Here is a 21,828-nt window from a genome sequence, read left to right as displayed (position 1 = left end):
CCTATTCTATTATTCTTATTTTCCACCTGTAATTGTAATTCCTTCAATAAATTGTTTTTGTAAAAAAATAAACAATAACAACATTGGTAAAATCGCTAAAAATGATCCCGCCATTAGTACAGGATAGTTTGTTGCATATTGCCCTTGTAGTGAAGATAAGCCAACTGATAATGTCATCATATCTGGTGAATTATTTACAATCATCGGCCACATCAATTCATTCCAAGACCAGAGTGTTGTAAATATACCAAGTGCAATTAAACCTGGTTTCGCAAGTGGCAGCATAACATACCAATAAATTTGGAAGTGATTGCAACCATCTAATCTCGCTGCTTCTTCTAGTTCCTTTGGAACGCCCATAAAAAACTGACGCAATAAAAAGGTACCAAATGCACTAAATAACCCAGGTACAATTACCGCTTGTAATGTATTCAACCAATCCAGTTTTACCATAATTAAATATTGTGGAAGCAAAAACACTTGAGCTGGAACCATTAGGACGGAAAGAGTAAGTAAAAACAGTACACTTCTACCTGGAAATTGTATTCTAGCAAAAGCATAAGCTGCTAATGAGCATAAAAACAACTGCCCAATCGTTCTAGCTATTGTAACAATTACAGTATTCATCATAAATTTTAAAAATGGTAATAAGTTGAATATTTCCGTATAGTTACTCCACATAAATTGAGATGGGATAATAACTGGTGAAACTTGAACAGATTCTGCATAAGTCTTTAGAGACGTTAATATCATCCAAATAAAAGGACCCATGGTTAATAAGGCACCTATGATAAGCATTGCATGAATCATAATTTTATTTTTATTGACTGCACCTACTCTTTTATTCATCATAATGCACCCACTTTTTCTGTAATATCATTTGAATCGCTGTAATGATTAATATAATAATTAATAATACAACTGCTATGGCTGCCGAATATCCTTTTTCATTCAAAATAAAGGCATTTTGATAAAATAAATAAACAATAGATTGTGTATTTTCAATTACATTACTTGTTCTACCAATCATCATAAAGATGAGATCGAATACTTGAAATGCCCCAATTAAAGACATAATCGTTACAAAGAAAATAACTGGCGATAAAAGTGGCAATGTAATCTTAAAGAAAATTGTAATTGGCCGGGCTCCATCCATAATTGCTGCTTCATAGTATGTTTTAGGGATGTTTTGGAGACCAGATAGAAAAATAACCATGTTATATCCTATCCCACCCCAAATCGCAACTATAATAATTGAATATAATGCAATGTTAGGGTTGGTAAGCCAATTAGGACCATCAATTCCAAAGCATGATAACATGTAATTGAGTAACCCATAGTCAGAATTATAGATCCATTTCCATACCATCGCGATTGCAGCAGGCATTGTAATAACAGGTAAAAAATATAATGTTCTATACAGGGATTTCCCTTTAATGTTTTGATTTAATAGCACCGCTAATATGATGGATAAAAATATACTGATTGGAACAGTAAGCACGATATAAATAAATGTATTTTGAAAAGCCTTTCCTAAATCTTGATCAGTAAACATCTTTTTATAGTTTTCTAATCCAATCCATTCATAGCTACCAAACGCATCCCACGCTGTAAAACTAAAATAAATATTTTGCAAAATTGGCCACATATAAAAAATGAATAATCCTAGCATAGTTGGGGCAATCATGACATATGCCCATATATAATCTAATTTCTTTTTCTTTTTATATTTTTTTTGTATATGTGTGTTTTTTTGCTCCACTACCTTTATTGATAGATCCTCCATCTCTTCACTCCTCCCATAATTTTTGATTTAAAGCAAGGAGAGGATCCCTCTCCTTATTTTTTAGAAAGAACTTCATTTGCTTTCTCTGTTAATTCTTTTGTTGCATCTTCAACATTCAATTCTCCTCCCCATACCCTTTTTAATACTTTTGTTTCTTGCTCCCATAAAGCTCCTGTATTTTTCACACTCGGTAATGGGTAAGAATATTCAAGACCAGTGATATACGCTTGTAAATTCAAGTTTGGAACGGATTTAACCCATGCTTCTTGTGTTCCATTAAAAGCAGGAATAACTGTTCCAGTTTCTGCAAACACATCTGCTGCCTCTTTAGAACCTAAATATTTCACAAATTCCCAAGCTGCATCCGGATATTTTGTTTTCGCTGAGATGACATTTGCTAGACCATGAATCATAACAGCTCTTTCTTTCCCTTTTGGCATAACAGCAATATTTAAATCAGGATTTTTCTTATATTCTGGTACCATCCAAGGCCCATCAAAAATCATCGCTACTTTACCTGATAAAAACAAATCAGATGCTGTTGTCTCTGTCATTTGAGCAAATGTTGGTGATAATCCTTCTTTAATAAAACTAATGTTATAATTAAACGCTTCAATTGCTTGTGGTTTATTAAATCCTACTGTTTTTTTATCTTTAGAAAGAACATACCCTTTATTTTGGTAAATGAGATCATAATAGCCACCTTGATTTCCCATTGCTGCTGCAAATCCCCAAACATCTTTTTCCTTTTTCGTCAATTTTTTTGCAGCTTCTTTCATTTTCTCCCAATCCCATGAATCATCTGGATATGCTACTCCAGCTTCATCAAATAATTTTTTATTATACCAAAGTGCCGTTGTATCAAAATCTTTTGGAATACCGTAAGTTTTATTATCTACTGTATATAAATCAACTAAAGATTTCGGATAATTTTCCAATTTATACTTATCCTTTTTCGCTTTATCATCCAAAGGCATCAATACTTTCCCCGAAGCGTATTTCACAACATTTGGACCATTCATCCAAAATACATCCGGCAATGCATTTCCTGTTGCTGCCGTTTCAAGCTTCTGAAAATACTGCCCGTACGCTGTTAATTCTATTTTCACCTTAATATTCGGATGTTTTTCATTAAACTGTTGGACCACTTTCTCCACTGCTGGTAGCTGTTTCTTATCCCAAAGTGCATATCGTAATTCTATTTTTTCATCTTTAGATGACGTGTTAACTTTTTCGCCACTGTTAGAACAGCCTACTATTGTCAATAACAATGTTGACAAAAAGAAAATAAACCACTTTTTCATCCCTGTTCCTCCCCTGAAAATAATCATCTATATAACAAAATCTTTACTTATGTTTCTTTTAACTCACTGATGACAAATTAAACTAATATAATCAACTTTACAAAAGGTTTGGAGCTCCCCTTAAAGAAAACGTTTACAAAAAATATTCATTGATAAAAAACAATGCTCTTCTCTCCCTTCCCTATCAAATTTAGTAGACTTATGTCATTACCAGTTGAAGGAATAAACTATCATTGATATATTATTTATACATATACCAATTTAATCACGACATGATGTTGTCATTACCAGTTGTTATGAAGTATAACACTATCACTTTTTCCTCCGCAATATATTTTCTGAATTTTTTTAATTTTATAACAAACCATCTTAATCCATTATCCCTATATAATTTGTTATTAATAAATAATATAAAGATAAGGAGTGTTCATATGATTCAACAATTAAAAAAATATTACGCTAAAGATATAAAAATTAATGAAGCAATACTTTCTGAAGATTACAGTTGGTTTTTGATTGACGGGAATAGAGTAGGAATTCGTAAATCTCGCTTACATAAACGGGAGGGGCAATTGCTTTCATCCCTCTTAACTCCCATCCATACTGACACATGCTACGAAACAAAAATAGAAAAGTATTGGTACGAAGCGTTATATCAGAGTAAAGATATTCAAATAACATCTGTACGCTTTTTACATTTCTTCACAACACATCCTATAACGGAACGAGAAGAATTTCATAATGCTTTACATTCAATACTTGGTTTTGATACTCCTACAATATGGGAAACTTCACAAACTGGAGTCCTCATCTTAACAGAAAATACATCTGAATATAGATTGCAAACAGCCCTTGATACGCTAGAAACAGATTTTTTTATATCCTTATCCTTTTTTGTCGGCAGACACTACACCCAAACCAATCAAGTTTCTCACTTGTATCAATGGGAACGAAATTTATTTTCTTATCTTTCTCCCTATTTATCAAAGAAAATTACATACATTGAACAACTTCTCCCTTATCAATTAATGACCTTATTACCAAAAGAAAAGAGAGAAAAATATACAAACCGTTTATTAGAAAATGTTTCCAATGATAAAGAACTAATAGAGAGTATTAAAGTATTCTTCCAATGTAATTTAAATGTATCACTTGCGGCTAAACAATTATATTTACACCGAAATACTTTACAGTATAGAATTGACAAATTTATTGAAAAAACAGGATTGAATATAAAAACATTTGAAGGTGCTGTGGCTGTTTATTTGGCTTTTCTTTCTTTGAACATCTCGTAATTTTGCATAAAAAAATTAACATTTTTTGTGCAACTTACCAATTCACCTTACATTAAATAAAACTTATAATTCAGTTAATTATAAAAATAGGGGCGATGTATAATGGCTGAACTCGTATTAAATCATATTTTCAAATTATACGATAATAAAACAACTGCTGTTTCTGATTTCAATTTACATATTCAAGATAAAGAGTTTATTGTATTTGTTGGTCCTTCTGGTTGTGGAAAATCAACTACTCTACGTATGATTGCAGGTTTAGAAGACATTTCTGACGGCTCATTTTATATTGATGGTAAACTTATGAATGACGTCGCTCCAAAAGATCGTGACATTGCAATGGTATTTCAAAATTACGCACTATACCCACATATGTCTGTTTACGATAATATGGCGTTTGGTTTAAAATTACGAAAACTACCAAAAGATGAAATTAATCGTCGTGTAACTGAGGCAGCAAAAATATTAGGTCTTGAAGATTATTTAAAGCGAAAACCAAAAGCATTATCGGGTGGACAGCGCCAGCGTGTTGCATTAGGAAGAGCTATCGTTCGTGATGCAAAAGTATTCTTAATGGACGAGCCTCTATCCAATTTAGATGCTAAATTACGTGTAAGTATGCGTTCAGAAATTTCTAAGCTTCATCGCCGCTTAAACACAACTACTATATATGTAACACATGACCAAACGGAAGCAATGACAATGGCATCACGCCTTGTTGTGATGAAAGATGGTATCATACAACAAGTTGGTACACCAAAAGAAGTCTATGATACTCCTGAAAATGTTTTTGTTGGCGGATTCATTGGTTCTCCGGCCATGAATTTTTTTACTGGAACATTAAAAGATAACTATTTTCATATAGAAAATATTCGTTTTAAAGTACCAGAAGGGCAATTAAAAAAATTGCAGAAAAAGGGATATAACAAAAAAACACTTATACTCGGTATTCGTCCAGAAGACATTCACGATGAACCAATTGTCCTTCAATCTTCTCCCGATTCAACTGTCGAAATTAATGTTGAAGTTGCTGAACTATTAGGCGCTGAGACTATGATACATGGAAAACTTGAAAATCAAAGTTTTGTCGCACGAATTAATGCTCGATCAGAACTGAAAGCTGGCGATAAGCTTTCAGTAGCCTTTAGTTTAACAAAAGCACATTTTTTTGATAGTGAGACAGAACTACGTATACGTAACAATTAAATACGCTTAATCGATTATTCTAAAATTAGACGTACAAAAAAGCTGTGTAGTATGACCTTTACACAGCTTCCTTCTTTAATCCCCTAAACATAAACATCCTATTACATTTAACGTTATGATGAGGGAATTCTTCTCTTAAACATTTTGATATTAATCATTTTATTTGTAGGGCTAAGGGGATGACCGTCCGTTTAATTAAAAACAAATGAACGCTGTTAGTATCACATACCATTGCCATATTAACCATATCAAGCTCGTTACATATCCCTTCAACCAACACTTTAAAACATTCTTCTATTATCATTTATTTCCGAAAAATTAAAACAAAAAATCTGAAGACACTATCTAAACTTCGGATACTTAAAGAACCACGATCCTTACGGTTTTTAGTAGTATTCCGGATCCAACTTCCCTTTCATTTCATTCCATGCCTAAAGGCGGATCGGCTTTCTTGTTTAGAAAAAGCTGTAATAAAACTAAATACAAGCATAGCAAATAATATAATAACTCCTAACCCAATATTCATAAAACGAACCCCTTATATTATATAGTATATCTTAACATAAAGAGAAGATAATAATAAATAAATCCGTTACAGAATGGGAGCTCTCAAAAAATGAAACGAAAAATATTAACTCTCTTTACGCTTATATGCTTAGCACTACCAATACAAGCTAGTGCATACACATTTCAATCACTACCAATTGCATCAAAGTCTAAACAATGGTATATCGAAATTGATAAATCTCATAACGTAAACAAGCAAGCAATCCAGCCAAAACAAGGTGTATTTGATACATATAGTTTACTCGTAAAAAACATCGGTCATGATGTATCAAACGTATCCGTGGAAATACTTGATAACAATCCTACCTCTAAAGCTACCTTTAAACCTACTACACCTAATGAAAATATTTCTAAAAGTCATACAAGCTTTGACTACATGGTATTCCCATTAGACTTTAATAGCCATAATTTTAAAGTTGTGATTACTTGGGAAGAAAAGAACTTTTCTTACAACGGCCATCCAGTAAATGAAAGTAAAAAAATGAAACAAACATTTGTATTTAATGAAGAGTAAGCCCTAATTTAATTAGGGCTTACTCTTCATTTACAAAACCAGTTTGAATGGCTTCTGTCACTTCTTTTGTGATGTCCAGTTTTGTTGCATCGGTGCTAATTTTCTTATACCAAATATGCACGGAAGGCTTTTCGTTACAAAAATGTTTTATTAATACTAGTTGATTATATGCTAGCTTATTTTCTCTTTGGGTAGCAATATAGACTGTGAAATTTTTTGCTTCAAAGACCTTTTCCTGCAAAGTATATTGGTTGTCCCATTCCTTTGCGACTATATCGTTCAAATTTTCTATAAGCATATAAGTCGTTCCCACCTTCCCTTATATCATCAATCAAATCTTCGAATACTCGGCACACATAATGCTACTCCAATTGTTACAAGTACTAAAATAGCTAGTGTTATAATCGTTATCTCGCCACCTATGACAGTAGCTAACCACCCTACAACTACATAACCTAGTGGCAATAAAGCAAATGAACCTAACATATCAAGGCTTGCCACTCTTCCAAATGCTTCTTCTGGCACAAGCTCTTGTAAACTCGTCTCCCAAATGAGTCCAAATATCATCATACCGAACCCTTCAATTGCCATTAATATAATTAAAACAGGTGCCCAAGTAATGAACGGCATTATTAAAAGCGCACAACCACTTATTAAAACACCACCATAGGCAAGTACTCCCCGCTTATACCACCGTTCTCTCCCGCCAAATATTAGCGCAGCAACTACAGCTCCAACACCAGAGGATGCCATGCCTAATCCATACACATATGCTTCAAAATGATGATGAACATTAAATAACCATGGAATTAATACGACGATAATTCCTGCATAACAAATATTGATGAAAGAAAAGACTAAAATTGTAATCCATAGCCACGGATGACTTTTTAAAACAAAAACACCTTCCATAAACTCTTGTTTATAATCGACTTTTTTCTTTTCAATAGATTTTACTTTTTTAAACTTTATTTCTCTTAAAAATAATAAACAAAAAAATGATAACAAATACGTTACTGCATCTAGTCCAAACCCTATTCCAGCAGATGCAACTGAAACGATTAATCCTCCAAGAGCTGGTCCAATTAGTCGTATACCTTGATTACTCATTTGCGTTAATGCATTAGCTGCATTGCGAATTTCTGGTACAAATACTTTCGCTCTTACAGCCGCATACGCTGGCTGAAATATGCCTTCCATAAGTCCATATAATGCTACAAGTACATATAGAAGTGGAATTGTTAATACATCCATAAATATAAGTGTTGCAAGTAATAGCATTAATATGCAGCGAATTATATCTGTAAATAACATTACTTTCACCCGATCCATTCGATCTACGACTAATCCAGCAAACGGTAACGCAAGAATATTAGGGAGCATGTACATTGCCATAGTCATTCCCATTACAACTGTTGAACCAGTTAATGAATACACAACGACTGGCAAAATAACCATCGTTATCGAACTACCTAAAGTCGAAAGCAATTGCCCAATCCATAAAAATTTAAAATGTGGTGACGCTTTAACTGGCAATAGCAATTTACCGATATAGCTTAATTTTTTCTCTGTTGGTATTTCTCCTTGCATACCTCTCTCCTCTTTTCGAAGGATTAAATCCTCCTAATAAAATGTTTTATTTTTAATAATATTCAATCTAATTATATATGAAATTATTAAATTTATGGTAATATTATCAAGAACATAAAGGAGATAATATATGAAAACAATTGAGACAGAAAGACTCATACTACGCTCATTACAATTATATGACGCTCTAGTAATCGAAAAATTAGCTAGCGATTATGATGTTGCTAAAACAACCCTATCTATTCCACACCCATATCCAAAAGGCTCTGCAAAAGATTTCATTACACATATGATACAAGCAGAGATCGATAAAAAAGTTGTGATTTTTTCTATAATAGATAAGAATAATAAAGAATTAATAGGTGTAATTAATTTAAATTTAAATCATATTCATAAACGTGGGGAACTGGCCTATTGGGTTGGAAAGCCTTATTGGGGAAATGGATTTGGTACCGAAGCAGCGAAAACACTACTACACTATGGATTCAACGAGCTGCATTTAAATAAAATATTCGCTGCAGCTTTTACAAATAATCCTGGTTCATGGCGAATTATGGAGAAAATCGGAATGAAACATGAAGGAACGTTTAAACAGCATGTTGTAAAATCTGGTGAACCTATGGATATTACATACTATGGAATATTACTTGATGAATATAAATAAAAAGGTGTTTTCATAAATGAAAACACCTTTTTATTTATAATTTTAAGTTCTTCTTCAATGTCCAATATTTTTCTTGCGCATTTTCAAATGAAAATTCTACCCAGCCATTTGGATCTTCACGATATACATTTACTTTTGTACCATTTTCTAATTTTCCAACTTCATTTTGTGTCACATTTGGTACACTCTTAATTGGATTGTTAAACGGGAATGGAACTTGATAGTAAGATCCTACCGATTGGACAGTAGCTTTTGCATCTTTTGCATAATCTGTATAAGGAATCGCTTCACTTAATACTTCTACATTTAATGTATTAGGGTTTTTCGGTAGTCGTTTTGCATTTTGGTAATCTGCTTTATTAAAAGGCTTAATGCGTTCCATGATATTAGCGATTTTTCCAGCCCATGCTGTATCTGTTGAATACATAACATTCATTGCTGGCAATGTGTAACCTTTGAAATATCTTGCACCCTCTTCTAAGTAGTTCTTTTTTACATAATCAGCGTTATATGAAATACTTAGTCCGTATGACGGCAAATATTTTGCATATGCAAATGGATCACGATCATATGCTCTTAAACCAAATAAATTATGTTTACGATATGCAATTTCTGATTTACCGTAACCAGATTCTAAGATTGCATGTGCAGCTAAGTATAGTGCATTCACACCATACTCATTTTGCGCTTTAATAAAGTCTTGTCCAATTCCAACTAACGGGCTATCTGGATGGAATCTTTGAATATAATTATCAATCTCTTGCGCTGTTACGTTAGATGGTAATGTCACATCTAGATTAATATATGAAGGCTGTTCAGCAGGAACATCCTTTTTAATTTGCATCGCTCTATATAACAATTGTGCATAGCTTTCACGTGTTAATACACCTGATGGATCAAATCCTCCAAGTCCATTCCCTATTGATACACCATTAGATTGCAATGCACTAATTGCTTCTTTTGCCCACCAATATGATGCATCTATATCATTAAATGTATGTGGTGCTTTTACTTCTAATTTAAATGCTCTTTGCAAAATAACAGACATTTCAGCACGAGTTAATGATTCTTTCGGTCTAAACGTTCCTTTATCATCACCTACGAAAATCCCCATATCTGTTAATGCTAAAATTTCCTTTGGGAACATTGTCGTTCCTGCACTAATATCAGAGTATGGATTTTTATAATCACTTTTTGCTTCTGGTTTTAATGCGCGATACATTAATGCTGCTACTTGCTCACGAGTTACAACATCTCCGAAGCCGAATTTACCATTATCGTAACCTGCAATAATCCCTTTTGACGTTAAATCAGTAATTGCTTCAAGTGCCCAATGATTTTTTGGAACGTCTGGAAATTCTTTTGTAGATGCAAACGAAGTTGCTGGAGCCATCACTACTTGAAGCGCGACTGTCACTGCTAACACATTAGAAATAACTTTTTTCATAAATTTTTTAACACGTTTTTTATATGCTTGTCCCGTGTTAACTTGCCTCCCTTTATCGTATAATTTTCCCTATTAAACTAACAAACTCTTAAATAGTCAACAGTAAAAGTATACGTGATAAAAATCAACTAATCTACCATTATTTTATTTATAATCAATATAATACGATATATCTTTTTATTCCGATACAAAATTACATAAAATCACATAAAAAGCCCATCTATATAAAGGCGATGGGCTTAGCAATCAACATTGTTATTTAGCTAAACGATATTTTGCAACATCGAAACCTTTCCATTCATAATAATCTAAAATACCAGCATAAACTGCCTCAGCAGCAATTTGTCTTCCTGATTCAGTAGCTAATTTACCATTATCTATATCATTATCAATAAAGGCAAGCTCTGTTAAAACTGCTGGTACTGTATTATTATTTACTACATAAAGTGAGTGATTGTCTTTTATCTTTCTATCTCTTGTATGTAGTGCTTCTACTACTCTATTTTGAATTTTATTCGCTAATACTTCACTATCCTTTTCAATCTGTGTCTCTTCTCCACGCTTGGATTTTTTATAATAATATGTTTCCGTTCCATGACCATCATGTTTTTCAGAAGAATTTGCATGAATGCTTACAAATATATCTGCATTGTTCTCTTGACCAAATTTTACTCGATTCGCAAGAGATTCATTTTTGTTACTTCCTGGATTTCCATTTTCTTCACGTGTTAACAAAGCTTTTAAAGGTGTATTTTTTTCTAACAACTTCTGTAATCTTAAAGATGTATCAAATACAATTTTACTTTCCTCTACGCCTTGTCCTGGATTCCCCGGATCAAATCCTCCATGACCAGGATCAATAATAACTACCTTTTCTACTAAAGGGTTACCTATTTTAAGAGAATCTGCCTTTTTAATAAATTGAGCTGCCTCTGCTTTAGTTAGAATTTTTTCAGGCTCCCATTTTTCACCAGTTCCAATAGAAATCCCTAATTCAACTAGAATGTTAGCTTTTGCTTTACCCCAACTTTTTTCTAGATCACTGAATTTAGTTGCTGGAGTACCATTTACTTTAGAATCTAATTTGTAAGCTTCTACAATAAGAGAGGCCATTGAAACTCGGTCAATTTTCCCAGTTGGATCGAATACGCCCGCTCCTTTCCCTTTTACAACGCCAGCTTTTTCTACAGCTGCGATGAATGGGGTATACCATTGGTTTTGAGAATCACCGAAAGATGGTTTAGCATTTTTATCGATTGGTAAGTTTAAGATTTGAGCCATCATTGTAGCTGCTTCTGCACGAGTGATTTCTTTTCCTGGCTCAAACATTCCTTTTTCGTTACCTGTAACTGCACCTTTCTCTACTAAATAGTAAATAGAGTCTTCTGCCCAATGTTTAGCTGGGACATCTGGAAATTTTTTCGTTTGCGCGAAACTACTAGATGAATACGATAATATACTAGCTGCAATTACTCCTGCTGCGATTATTCTATTTTTCATAGAATATATTCCCCTCTCAAGTACGATGTATTTATGTAACAGACTCATTATAGTTCTGAAAATTAGTAATAGTCAATTGAAAATTGTATAATATTGTATTATTATTGTATTTTTTGTCATACATAACTATAGTTAAAAACTATAAGATTTTATTAAGAGGAGAGATTCATATGAGCAACAATTGGAAAGATATAGAGCACCGTATGTATACAATGTGTATGATTCAGCGGAATAACAAAGTATTGTTAATACAGCGCCCCAATCACCTTGGCTTCCCTGGTTACATCGCTCCCGGCGGAAAAGTAGATTTTCCAGAAAGTATCGTTCAAGCTGCTAAACGGGAAGTAAAAGAAGAAACTGGATTACTTGTTTCAAATTTAACTTTTAAAGGATTAGATGAATACGTAAATCCGAAAGAAAATGTTCGATATATGGTATTTAACTATTGGACAGATTCATTTGAAGGTGAACTCCTTTCGAATCCTCCTGAAGGCGAATTATTATGGGTACCAATCGATACAGCACTAAATCTTCCTATGCAAGATTGGTTTAAAGAAAGATTTCCATTATTTTTTGAAAAAGGTACATTTGAAATTCAACGTGTTTGGGACAAAGACTTAGATAAACAAGTCGCTATGACAATTACCCATACGTAAAAAAGCTTGGAATCTCTCCAAGCTTTTCTTACTTCTCCTCTATTTTCTTAATCTCATAATCAATTTCTAAAAACTTAACTCCAAATATCCACATTTTATGGTTAGCTTCTAACATTTGATTGGTGCCCTCTTTAATAATAAACGTCTCAGCTAACGGTAACCGTACTGTAAAGAAACGAGTATGTAAATAAATCCCCTCATCTCCCTTACCATTTCTTCTCAGCTTACTAGTAATAATTAAATTATTATTATCATTACGTAATTTTAAAATCCCCGTCATATTCGAATATGGTAGAGGCAATGCGATATTCATATATGTCTCATTCTTATACGTATGTTTTGAGTAAAGAGCTACAAAAATAGATGCTCCTGCTTCATTTTTTCTTAACCAAGCTCTTACATTCTCCCTTCCATCCTTCTCATCCATTACCCCTATGATAGAGCCGTGCATTGTTTCCCACTTGCCGCCCATTCCTAAATGTATTTGTCCTACACGCTTACTCATTTTCTCATAACAAAATGCTAACAGGCGGAACGAACGAGTCCATTTAATATGCGATTGTAACTCATACTCTTTTGTATTTTCATAAAACCGAATAATGCTTAAAGGTATCTTCGTCACGTCAAATGCCTCACTATGAAAATCATCCATTTTATCAACTAAGCCGTTGTATTCCTTACTATCTATTACATGTCTGCTGAAACATAAATAGGCTTTCTCCCTTTCATTCTTCCACCTCCAATGAACTATAATTTTAATGTACATGTAATAAATTTATTTTGCTACATTTTTCACAAACTCCCTCGTAAAAAAATAGAATTTTTAAAATATATATAAAACACTTGATTCCTCGAAAAATTTAAATTATTATAAAACAAATGTTACCAACAACTTCATAAATCAAACACTCTCGCCTAAAACGTGAGATAGAGGTTGCGATACTTATGAGTATTCTAATGGAGACACAGGGAGGTCTATGAAATTAGATGAAAGGAAGTATTGCCGAAATCGATATATTTCTCTGTATGTATCGATTGGGGCTGTTTTCGAATAGAAACAGAACTGTCATATGTACAGACGCGTATGTATGAAGAGCTATCTACAAAAAAGAGATATCATTTTCATGGTATTCCTTTTTTGGCGGTTTTTTTATTAGCTCCGTTTTCTGTTTCCCTTTTCCTGTAACAGCACCATCCTCACTTATTTGAGATGGTGTTTTTTGTTTTTCTCTGGTAACTACAGGAATATTGGGATTTATATATGTCCTAATCTATTCTTAAAAATGGATGAAAGAAGGAATTCGTAATGGAAACGATTGTACAAAAATTTGGTGGCACTTCTGTCGGAAGTGTTGAGCGTATTCAACATGTAGCAAATTTAATTATTGAAGAATATGAACGAGGACATAGTATCGTCTCTGTCGTTTCAGCAATGGGAAAAAGTACAGATGAACTTGTAGCACTTGCTAACGCAATTACAGAAAATCCAAGTAAACGTGAAATGGATATGCTTCTATCGACAGGAGAGCAAGTAACTATTTCATTATTAACGATGGCACTACAAGCAAAAGGGTATAACGCGATTTCATTAACAGGATGGCAAGCTGGTATTACGACAGAATCTTTACATAGTAGTGCACGGATTACTGAAATTAATACAGATCGAATTCAATCTTATCTTACTAAAGGCACGATTGTTATTGTAGCTGGTTTCCAAGGAGTCAGTGAAGATTTTGAAATTACAACGCTTGGACGAGGCGGTTCTGATACAACTGCTGTCGCATTAGCTGCTGCACTAAACGCAAAAAAATGTGATATTTACACAGATGTGACTGGCGTATATACGACGGATCCACGAGTTGTAAAAGATGCTTATAAATTAGATGAAATTTCTTATGACGAAATGTTAGAACTTGCAAACCTCGGTGCTGGTGTATTACACCCGCGTGCTGTTGAGTTTGCTAAAAATCATAATGTCATTTTAGAAGTTCGCTCAAGTATGGAACAAGAAAACGGAACAATTGTAAAAGGAGAATGTAACATGGAACAACAATCAATCGTTAAAGGTATTGCATTTGAAGATAATATTACACGCATCACAGTGAAAGGATTAGAACAAGGTTCACTTTCAACTGTTTTCTCTACATTAGCAGCGGCACATATTAATGTAGATATCATCATTCAAAGTATTACTAATGAAGGAACTGTTCATCTCTCCTTCTCCATCCATTCTAATGATTTAAGAGAAACATTAGAAGTATTGGAACAAAATCAAGAGGCACTTCACTATGAAGCAGTAGAATATGAAAATCATTTAGCAAAAGTATCAATTGTAGGATCTGGTATGGTCTCTAATCCAGGTGTTGCTGCGAATATGTTCACTACTTTAAAAGAAGAAAATATTCATATTAAAATGGTAAGTACATCAGAAATTAAAGTGTCTGTCGTTATTGACCGCCTTCATTTAGTGACAGGTGTTGAGGCACTGCATCAATCATTTATGGCGAAAATTGTGCCTTTAGTACAAATGAGTTAATTTCCAGCGGTACTACTTAAAACAAATTATATGAATCTATTTCCTTCCTATTAAAAATAGAAAGCTGTTTGCATTATATAGAGTGACAAGAAATTTATGTGTCATTAAAAAAATACAATTAATTCTATACAACAATCGGATCATTTAATGCCGTACAGGATAGAAATATTTTTGCAAGGAAGTCTCGGTATTGTTTGTTAACAAGATACTATATGACATACTTAAAAACACCTTGTCACATTTTCCTAAACTGTGACAAGGTGTTTTTGTTTGAAAGGAATTTGTAACTTTTTAATAGTATAATGAAGATGATGATTAGATAATACACTTTTACATATAAGGAGATAAAGACAATGTCAAAAAATAAATTACTCAGAATGGACAATGTTAGCATCGTTGTAGAATCCCTTGATCATGCAATCTCTTTCTTCGAGGAGATTGGGTTAAAACTCGAAGGGCGCGCCACTGTAGAGGGGGAATGGGCTGGTCGCGTAACCGGACTCGGTTCGCAGTGCGTAGAGATTGCTATGATGGTGACTCCAGATGGCCATAGCCGAATTGAACTTTCGCGATTTCTTACCCCGCCCGCTATAGGAGATCACCGGACAGCTCCTGTCAATGCCCTCGGTTATTTGCGCGTCATGTTCACCGTTGAAGACATTGATGAAATGGTATCTAGGCTTACTACTAAGCATGGTGCTCAACTCGTTGGTGAAGTAGTTCAATACGAGAACTCTTACCGTCTCTGCTACATTCGTGGACCGAAGGGATTTTAATCGGTTTAGCGGAAGAACTCGGTAACAAGTAAGTGATGTATTATAAATGAAACTACTATATTTTTAACCATGTCCTCACTCCAGAACGTGGTTATGCTTGTTTGAGTTTTTAAAAATATATTTTCATTTTACACATAGATTTCAAGACTCTATCCAAACAGTTCTTTAACATATCACTAACATCCAAAAAATCATTATGAAATAATTTAATTATTCGCTTTACCTTTTCCAAGGAAATATAACTGACTCTTCTCATTTTATAACTTATCGCTCTTTCCTATGAAAAAACGATCTATATTCATTCAAAATAACTTTCTTCACATCCGAGTAAAATACCATCATGAATAATGCAACGCCTAATACAACCACCTGTATTTTTTCATATTCAACGAAAGCACTCATAATTAACAAACCAAATCCAATATAAAAACCAAATTCGTTCTCTTTCTCAAAATCCTCATCATCTTCATCAATATGTATTTTTTCTTTCATGTTTTGATTCCCTTTTATTAACGCATCGAGCGTAACATTATACATTTCGCTAAGCAAAATTAAATTATCAATATCAGGATAACTTTTATTATTTTCCCATCTATATATTGCTTGCCTTGTCACACCAATCTTTTTAGCAACATCTTCTTGTGAAAATCCCTTTGACTCTCGTAGTTTTTTTAACTGCTCTCCTAAGCTCATAACGTCCCCTCTTTTAAAAAATTATGACATAATAGGAGATGAAAAAGAAAGAAACTATTAGTAAAATCCGCTGTAAACCACTCGTTTACACAATAAAAAAGAGAGAATAACTCTTTGAGTTATTCTCTCTCTTCTATTAAAACAGATGAATGTTTTCTTTCTTGCAAGCTTCACGTAAATCATCAGGCCATACAGAAGATTGAACTTCACCGATATGTGCTTTACGTAAGAAGTACATGCACATTCTTGATTGTCCGATACCACCGCCAATTGTTAATGGTAGTACGTCTTCTAAAATACCTTTATGGAAATCGTACTCACGTTTGAAGTCTTCACCTGTTTTCGTTAACTGCTCATCAAGTGATTTACTATCAACACGAATTCCCATTGATGATAATTCAAATGAAGATTGTAGTACTGGGTGCCAGAATAAGATGTCACCGTTTAATTTCCAATCATCATAATCAGCTGCGCGTCCATCATGCTTTTCACCTGAACGAAGTGCATCACCAATTCCGATAATGAAGACTGCACCGTGTTCTTTTGCAATTGCATGTTCACGATCTTTCGGTGTTAATTCTGGATATTTATCTTCTAGTTCTTGAGAAGTAACGAACACAATTTCTTCTGGTAAATACTTCCCAAGGAACGGATATTTTTCAAATAAGTGATCTTCTAAATCTTTGAATATTCCATAAATTGTTAGTACTGTTTTTTGTAAGTAATCTACAGTACGCCATTCTTTTTGAACGATTTTTTCCCAATCCCATTGGTCAACGTAAATAGAATGTGTTGCATCAAGTTCTTCATCACGACGGATCGCGTTCATGTTTGTATATAAACCTTCACCAGCTTCATATCCATATTCATGCAGTGCAAATCGTTTCCACTTCGCTAGTGAGTGCACAATTTCTAATTCTTCTCCTGAGTGTAACATATCAAATTCAATTGGACGTTCTACACCGTTTAGATGATCGTTTAGTCCTGATTTTTTCGTTACGAATAATGGTGCAGATACACGGAATAATTCAAGTCGTTTTGCTAATTGATCCTCGAAAAATGTTTTAACTTCCTTAATTGCGATTTGAGTCTCTCTTACTGTCATTAATGATTGATACATGGTGGTTTCCTCCTAAAATGTTTGGATGTTGTGAAAAGAAGCCAACAAAAAAAGCCCTTCTTTCCCAAAAAACTGGGACGAAAGGCTTTGGTTCCGCGGTACCACCCAAATTAGCAACAGAGGTTGCTCACTTATACAATACGGAGATGAAGTATCTCGATACTGTTCTTCTTGTAACGGCGAAGTTCCCGGCTAAGTCTACTTTCCTGTCAAGGATTTCGGTTAGCAACTCCAGGAGGTTCTTCATAATAGGCTTCGTATCAGGCTCACACCACCCCTGACTCGCTTAGACTACGTCCTACTACTACTCGTCCTTTCATAGTCGTTTTGTTGTCACATCTCTGAAACATTTTATTAATGATTATTCTATACAAAAAATAAATAAAGTCAACAAAAAGTTTTAAAATATTTTTCAATTCTTTATTTTACGGCTTTATTGATTGTTTCCAATATACCTTCTTTACTTCTTTTGTCTGGGCATTCCAAAAAACGTTTCACTAACAGAAACTAACATATATACAACAATTAATGTAATCGTCCGAAATATAGAATCCGCAGTATTTCGTATTATTTTCATTTTCTTTGTAATTCCTTTCAGTTTACTTGCAAATTCATGATATACTATAGCATTCAAGCAGTTTGTTTTTACTTAAAACAAACATAGTCATTTATAAAGAGTATTTTCTAAATCATTGACTATTATCAAATAAGATTTTTATATAACGGAGTGATTATATGAGTAAAACGAAAGCAAAACCGAAAAAAGGTGTAGGACAAGGTACAGGAAGTAAAGGATGGAACCGTTGGCAATCAAGCGCAAAGAAAAAGAAAGCAGCAAAGCCATACAAAAGTAAAGGTACAAAGAAATAATTGAAATAACATTTGATTTCTTTACTTTGTACAAAACAAAATATAATTATTACAACAAAAAAGCTATACCCTCATACATTTGAAGGCATAGCTTTTTTTATTAGATCATTAAAATATCTCGAATTTCTTCCTCCGTGATTGATGATAATTTCTCTTCTCCTGGCTCAATCACTTCAGCGATTAAATGTTTCTTACTCTCTTGTAGTTCATGCATTTTTTCCTCAATGGTTCCGTGTGCTACTAATTTAATAACTTGTACTGTATTTTTTTGCCCCATTCGATATGCCCGATCTGCTGCTTGTTGTTCAACAGCTGGATTCCACCATAAATCGTATAATATAACCGTATCAGCGCCTGTTAAGTTAAGACCTGTACCACCAGCTTTTAAAGAAATGAGGAATAGATCTCCTTCTCCTTCATTAAACCGATTACATAGTTCTACACGTTCTTGCGAAGGTGTATTCCCGTCTAAATAAAAGTATGGAATTGCTTGGCGATTTAATTCACGACCAATAATGGACAACATCTTCGTAAATTGAGAAAAGATTAAAATTCTCTTACCAGTGCTTCTACATTCCTCTAGTATGTCTAACAGTTGCTCGAATTTAGCTGAACTCCCCTTGTAATCATCAACGAATAAAGCAGGATGATTACATATTTGTCTTAATCTCGTTAAGCCAGCTAAAATTCTAATTTTATTTTTACGTAACGTATCTTTGTCTAAATGCTTTAATGTTTCTTCCCTTAATTTTGCTAAGTAAGCAGCATATAGTCTCTTTTGATCTGGTAATAACTCCGATGACTGTAAGTGCTCTATTTTATCTGGAAGCTCTTGTAATACATCTTCTTTTAATCGTCTTAATACGAACGGTTTTACGCGCTTCGCAATATCTTCACGCCTTAAATCACCGAATTCTTTTCTTCCTGGTAATAATTCTGGAAATACGACATGAAAGATAGACCATAGCTCTTCTAATGAATTTTCGACAGGCGTTCCCGTTAGTCCAAAACGATATTCAGCTTGAATTGTTTTCACTGCTCTTGCAGTTTGTGTTGTAGGATTTTTAAACGCCTGTGCTTCATCAAGAAATAGTGTATGAAATGGCCTCGCATATGACCTTACATCTCTTCTTAGTAATGGATATGACGTAATGACGACATCAAATTCCGCTACGTCTTTTAAGATTTTTCGTCGTTCTGTTTGATTTCCATCTGCAATAACCGCTCTAATATGTGGGGCGAATTTTTTCAATTCACTAAACCAATTATAAACGAGCGAGGACGGTGAAACGACTAATATAGGCAGCTTCTTCTCCCGAATTTCAGGCAAAACAGAATCTATATAAGCAATACTTTGCAGCGTTTTTCCAAGTCCCATATCGTCTGCTAAAATACCGCCAAAACGGTAATAGGCGAGTGTTTTCATCCATTCGAACCCGTATACTTGATACTCTCTCATTACAGCATGTAAAGTTGGCGGTACTGTAAACTTTAACTTTTTCGGATTTTGAATGCTTTCAACTAAATCTTGAACAGACTCATCTAAACTTAAAACATTACCTTCATGTAGTCCATTCATCCATTTTACACTCCGAATAAGCGGAACATTCACTTCTTCCCCATGTAAAAATTCTTTTCGAATACCTGATTCTTTTACAAACTGATTAATTTCATTAAACTCTTTGCTCTCTAGTGATAATAAAGAACCATTCGCAAGCCGATAATATTTCCGTTTTTCTTCAAGAGCCGCTAATACACCTTTAATTTCAGCTTCCGGTATTCCTTTTATATCAAAACGAAATGACAACCAATCAATTCTTTCTTTCCTTCTCACTCTAATAAGTGGCGCTGTATCCCCTTTATGAATGCGTAATTTGATTGCTGTTGTCGCGTAAATATCAACTAAACCTTTTAACGTTGGAACAATGTGATATAAAAAGTTATACTCAGCTTCTTCATTATGCATAAAGTAACCGCCTTCTGTTTTCGCAAAGGCACTTTCACTCATAATGTCTAAAATCTCTTTTTCCTTTTTCTCATCACGATTAAAAACAGAAGGTTGCCCGTCTTCTTCTAGCGGATTAATCACGACGTTTCCATAATGAAATTCAAGACCTGCTAGCAAACGATTTTTCACTCGATCTAAATATAGCTTTGCTTTTAACGACGGCGTTTCAACACGATCGGATATGACTTCATCAATGCGCACTGTTCCAAGTTTCATTAATCCAGGCACAACTTTCGCTACGAAATGTTCCATCTTATTTTCAGGAATATAAAACTGATTGCTATTTGAGCGACTCATCATCTTTTGCAATTCAATAAGTCGCATACAATCTTCCATAGGTAAATGATATAATTTCCCATCGTAAAGAGCGTTGTTATACATCTCCATAACTCGAACACGATTTAGATCGTCTATATGAAGGGTAAACCCGCCATTATTCCCTTTCGTAAACTCAAAATGTAATGGCAATAACCCTTTTGAAATGTGTAATCCCTGGAACAGTTGCTCATTTTGTTTCAACTGTACATACTCGGCTCTAGAAAGTGCAGAGAGCATATCATTCCATGAAGCTGGCGGTATAAATATCATACTTTCATCTTGTTTCGCATGTACTTCTAGTGCATCTTCATACATTTTTTCGTTATGATATATTTTAATAAGTTGTTGTATAATCGCGTCTGTTTCTTGTTTAAAACTGTGTACATCTGGCGTATATGTAAATTCATTGGAACAATGAAAAGCCTCTCTCTTCTCCACTTTAGAAAGAAATTCTCTAACATGATTTATAAAATATGTTTTCGCAAGTTTTAACTGAATTCCAAGAAGAGCCCCACCGCTTTTCTTCGCTACTGGTGAACATATAAACGCAACATCTAATATTTCACGTGTATCAAACCGATGTTGTTTACTTTTTGGCCTCAGTGGTTTGTCTGCAAATAACTGAAACATCCCGTTTGTTAATTGATCATTTCTGCTACTAACAGAGCCCATTCCACCCGTTTGTTGGTTATAATTTATTTGTATTAGTACGGCTGCAACATGTTGACAGTACGTTTGAAAAGACGCTAATGAAGGACAACTACATCTCGCAACAACATCACCTTTTTTAGCTTTTTCTACTGTAACACGAAAATCCTCGTTCCCTTTTACTGTCGCCTCACAAATTTCTTTCGTTTCATCATAGTAATTCACGATTACTTTATTTGATTTATAATAAGCTTCGCCTCTTTTATATGAGGTTTCTCCACATACTTCTTTAATAATCGATTTATTTAATGTAAAACTCATTGTTTTAAC

The 21,828-nt window shown here is 33.9% G+C and carries 17 protein-coding genes, 2 pseudogenes, 1 riboswitch and 1 other annotated feature; of the genes and pseudogenes, 8 read left to right on the top strand and 11 right to left on the bottom strand.

Annotation, left to right across the window (positions count from 1 at the left end; translation table 11 throughout):
* Window positions 1-15: 15 nt before the first annotated feature.
* Genes MR083_RS12135 through MR083_RS12125 form a run of 3 tightly spaced genes read right to left on the bottom strand, consistent with a single transcriptional unit; the run spans window position 16 to window position 3,090 of the window.
* Window positions 16-849 carry a carbohydrate ABC transporter permease gene (locus MR083_RS12135; RefSeq protein ID WP_242269374.1) on the bottom strand — a complete coding sequence of 278 codons (834 nt, stop codon included), beginning with the start codon at window positions 847-849 and terminating at the stop codon, window positions 16-18.
* Entirely contained in the window at window positions 842-1,786 is a 945-nt protein-coding gene (locus tag MR083_RS12130) for a carbohydrate ABC transporter permease (RefSeq protein WP_000389887.1), read from the bottom strand. Before MR083_RS12130 ends, MR083_RS12135 begins: the two co-directional genes overlap by 8 nt.
* 53 nt (window positions 1,787-1,839) lie before the next feature.
* Window positions 1,840-3,090 (bottom strand): ABC transporter substrate-binding protein, encoded by a 1,251-nt coding sequence (locus tag MR083_RS12125; RefSeq protein ID WP_000758670.1) that lies wholly within the window; start codon window positions 3,088-3,090, stop codon window positions 1,840-1,842.
* A 431-nt stretch (window positions 3,091-3,521) separates the two neighbouring features.
* Between MR083_RS12125 and MR083_RS12120 the strand changes: the two genes are divergently transcribed.
* The 3 genes from MR083_RS12120 to MR083_RS12110 all read left to right on the top strand — a co-directional run bounded on the left by MR083_RS12120 (window position 3,522) and on the right by MR083_RS12110 (window position 6,672).
* Window positions 3,522-4,385: a PucR family transcriptional regulator gene (locus MR083_RS12120; RefSeq protein WP_000615935.1), complete on the top strand. Its 864-nt coding sequence runs from the start codon at window positions 3,522-3,524 to the stop codon at window positions 4,383-4,385.
* Between the two features lie 102 nt (window positions 4,386-4,487).
* Window positions 4,488-5,591, top strand: a complete 1,104-nt coding sequence (locus MR083_RS12115; RefSeq protein WP_000829438.1) for an ABC transporter ATP-binding protein — start codon at window positions 4,488-4,490, stop codon at window positions 5,589-5,591.
* A gap of 616 nt (window positions 5,592-6,207) precedes the next feature.
* Window positions 6,208-6,672 carry a hypothetical protein gene (locus MR083_RS12110; protein WP_000823326.1) on the top strand — a complete coding sequence of 155 codons (465 nt, stop codon included), beginning with the start codon at window positions 6,208-6,210 and terminating at the stop codon, window positions 6,670-6,672.
* A 19-nt stretch (window positions 6,673-6,691) separates the two neighbouring features.
* On the opposite strand, the gene MR083_RS12105 is transcribed toward MR083_RS12110, so the two are convergent.
* Both MR083_RS12105 and MR083_RS12100 read right to left on the bottom strand, forming a co-directional pair.
* Entirely contained in the window at window positions 6,692-6,970 is a 279-nt protein-coding gene (locus tag MR083_RS12105) for a hypothetical protein (RefSeq protein ID WP_046646890.1), read from the bottom strand.
* Between the two features lie 29 nt (window positions 6,971-6,999).
* Window positions 7,000-8,262, bottom strand: a complete 1,263-nt coding sequence (locus tag MR083_RS12100) for an MFS transporter (RefSeq protein WP_001161145.1) — start codon at window positions 8,260-8,262, stop codon at window positions 7,000-7,002.
* Window positions 8,263-8,392: 130 nt separating this feature from the next.
* Between MR083_RS12100 and MR083_RS12095 the strand changes: the two genes are divergently transcribed.
* The gene (locus tag MR083_RS12095) at window positions 8,393-8,926 is read left to right on the top strand and encodes a GNAT family N-acetyltransferase (RefSeq protein ID WP_000848386.1); all 534 of its coding nucleotides are present in this window, start codon (window positions 8,393-8,395) and stop codon (window positions 8,924-8,926) included.
* A 34-nt stretch (window positions 8,927-8,960) separates the two neighbouring features.
* On the opposite strand, the gene MR083_RS12090 is transcribed toward MR083_RS12095, so the two are convergent.
* Window positions 8,961-10,373, bottom strand: coding sequence for an S-layer homology domain-containing protein (locus MR083_RS12090; RefSeq protein WP_000756005.1), 1,413 nt, complete (start codon window positions 10,371-10,373; stop codon window positions 8,961-8,963).
* 255 nt (window positions 10,374-10,628) lie between these two features.
* Window positions 10,629-11,873 (bottom strand): N-acetylmuramoyl-L-alanine amidase, encoded by a 1,245-nt coding sequence (locus MR083_RS12085; RefSeq protein WP_242269370.1) that lies wholly within the window; start codon window positions 11,871-11,873, stop codon window positions 10,629-10,631.
* A 170-nt stretch (window positions 11,874-12,043) separates the two neighbouring features.
* On the opposite strand from MR083_RS12085, the gene MR083_RS12080 reads away from it, so the two are divergent.
* Window positions 12,044-12,529 (top strand): 8-oxo-dGTP diphosphatase, encoded by a 486-nt coding sequence (locus MR083_RS12080; RefSeq protein ID WP_000070005.1) that lies wholly within the window; start codon window positions 12,044-12,046, stop codon window positions 12,527-12,529.
* Between the two features lie 28 nt (window positions 12,530-12,557).
* Here MR083_RS12080 and MR083_RS12075 read toward each other — a convergent pair.
* Window positions 12,558-13,226 (bottom strand): annotated as a pseudogene (locus MR083_RS12075) (YndJ family protein); the annotation flags it as partial.
* A 223-nt stretch (window positions 13,227-13,449) separates the two neighbouring features.
* A riboswitch (Lysine riboswitch) is annotated at window positions 13,450-13,636 on the top strand.
* 199 nt (window positions 13,637-13,835) lie between these two features.
* Between MR083_RS12075 and MR083_RS12070 the strand changes: the two are divergent.
* Together MR083_RS12070 and MR083_RS12065 are read left to right on the top strand one after the other, a co-directional pair.
* Window positions 13,836-15,065 carry an aspartate kinase gene (locus MR083_RS12070; RefSeq protein ID WP_074614961.1) on the top strand — a complete coding sequence of 410 codons (1,230 nt, stop codon included), beginning with the start codon at window positions 13,836-13,838 and terminating at the stop codon, window positions 15,063-15,065.
* A gap of 353 nt (window positions 15,066-15,418) precedes the next feature.
* Window positions 15,419-15,873, top strand: a pseudogene (locus tag MR083_RS12065) (VOC family protein).
* A gap of 232 nt (window positions 15,874-16,105) precedes the next feature.
* Here the strand turns inward: MR083_RS12065 and MR083_RS12060 are convergent.
* Together MR083_RS12060 and asnA are read right to left on the bottom strand one after the other, a co-directional pair.
* Complete coding sequence (locus MR083_RS12060; protein WP_000051966.1) at window positions 16,106-16,534, bottom strand: helix-turn-helix domain-containing protein; 429 nt, start codon at window positions 16,532-16,534, stop codon at window positions 16,106-16,108.
* Between the two features lie 136 nt (window positions 16,535-16,670).
* A complete protein-coding gene (gene asnA, locus MR083_RS12055; protein ID WP_000284908.1) occupies window positions 16,671-17,654 on the bottom strand; it encodes an aspartate--ammonia ligase in 984 nt (327 codons plus the stop codon).
* Window positions 17,655-17,724: 70 nt separating this feature from the next.
* Window positions 17,725-17,983, bottom strand: a binding site (T-box leader).
* Between the two features lie 406 nt (window positions 17,984-18,389).
* On the opposite strand from asnA, the gene MR083_RS12050 reads away from it, so the two are divergent.
* On the top strand, window positions 18,390-18,524 hold the full coding sequence (locus MR083_RS12050; RefSeq protein ID WP_000047591.1) for a DUF3934 domain-containing protein: 135 nt from the start codon (window positions 18,390-18,392) through the stop codon (window positions 18,522-18,524).
* 100 nt (window positions 18,525-18,624) lie between these two features.
* On the opposite strand, the gene MR083_RS12045 is transcribed toward MR083_RS12050, so the two are convergent.
* On the bottom strand, window positions 18,625-21,819 hold the full coding sequence (locus tag MR083_RS12045) for an SNF2 helicase associated domain-containing protein (protein WP_242269369.1): 3,195 nt from the start codon (window positions 21,817-21,819) through the stop codon (window positions 18,625-18,627).
* Window positions 21,820-21,828: the final 9 nt, after the last annotated feature.

The organism is Bacillus cereus group sp. BfR-BA-01408 (genome assembly GCF_022663305.1).
GTDB classification, from domain to species: Bacteria; Bacillota; Bacilli; order Bacillales; family Bacillaceae_G; genus Bacillus_A; species Bacillus_A pacificus.
This window is presented reverse-complemented; position numbering and strand designations above follow the sequence as displayed.

What these genes read in the sequence shown, in the direction of transcription:
- MR083_RS12050 (WP_000047591.1), top strand. Translation starts at nt 18,390, where the DNA reads ATGAGTAAAACGAAAGCAAAACCGAAAAAAGGTGTAGGACAAGGTACA.
- MR083_RS12045 (WP_242269369.1), bottom strand. Translation starts at nt 21,819, where the DNA reads ATGAGTTTTACATTAAATAAATCGATTATTAAAGAAGTATGTGGAGAA.
- MR083_RS12070 (WP_074614961.1), top strand. Translation starts at nt 13,836, where the DNA reads ATGGAAACGATTGTACAAAAATTTGGTGGCACTTCTGTCGGAAGTGTT.
- MR083_RS12135 (WP_242269374.1), bottom strand. Translation starts at nt 849, where the DNA reads ATGAATAAAAGAGTAGGTGCAGTCAATAAAAATAAAATTATGATTCAT.
- asnA (WP_000284908.1), bottom strand. Translation starts at nt 17,654, where the DNA reads ATGTATCAATCATTAATGACAGTAAGAGAGACTCAAATCGCAATTAAG.
- MR083_RS12125 (WP_000758670.1), bottom strand. Translation starts at nt 3,090, where the DNA reads ATGAAAAAGTGGTTTATTTTCTTTTTGTCAACATTGTTATTGACAATA.
- MR083_RS12090 (WP_000756005.1), bottom strand. Translation starts at nt 10,373, where the DNA reads ATGAAAAAAGTTATTTCTAATGTGTTAGCAGTGACAGTCGCGCTTCAA.
- MR083_RS12110 (WP_000823326.1), top strand. Translation starts at nt 6,208, where the DNA reads ATGAAACGAAAAATATTAACTCTCTTTACGCTTATATGCTTAGCACTA.
- MR083_RS12085 (WP_242269370.1), bottom strand. Translation starts at nt 11,873, where the DNA reads ATGAAAAATAGAATAATCGCAGCAGGAGTAATTGCAGCTAGTATATTA.
- MR083_RS12080 (WP_000070005.1), top strand. Translation starts at nt 12,044, where the DNA reads ATGAGCAACAATTGGAAAGATATAGAGCACCGTATGTATACAATGTGT.
- MR083_RS12095 (WP_000848386.1), top strand. Translation starts at nt 8,393, where the DNA reads ATGAAAACAATTGAGACAGAAAGACTCATACTACGCTCATTACAATTA.
- MR083_RS12100 (WP_001161145.1), bottom strand. Translation starts at nt 8,262, where the DNA reads ATGCAAGGAGAAATACCAACAGAGAAAAAATTAAGCTATATCGGTAAA.
- MR083_RS12120 (WP_000615935.1), top strand. Translation starts at nt 3,522, where the DNA reads ATGATTCAACAATTAAAAAAATATTACGCTAAAGATATAAAAATTAAT.
- MR083_RS12105 (WP_046646890.1), bottom strand. Translation starts at nt 6,970, where the DNA reads ATGCTTATAGAAAATTTGAACGATATAGTCGCAAAGGAATGGGACAAC.
- MR083_RS12060 (WP_000051966.1), bottom strand. Translation starts at nt 16,534, where the DNA reads ATGAGCTTAGGAGAGCAGTTAAAAAAACTACGAGAGTCAAAGGGATTT.
- MR083_RS12115 (WP_000829438.1), top strand. Translation starts at nt 4,488, where the DNA reads ATGGCTGAACTCGTATTAAATCATATTTTCAAATTATACGATAATAAA.
- MR083_RS12130 (WP_000389887.1), bottom strand. Translation starts at nt 1,786, where the DNA reads ATGGAGGATCTATCAATAAAGGTAGTGGAGCAAAAAAACACACATATA.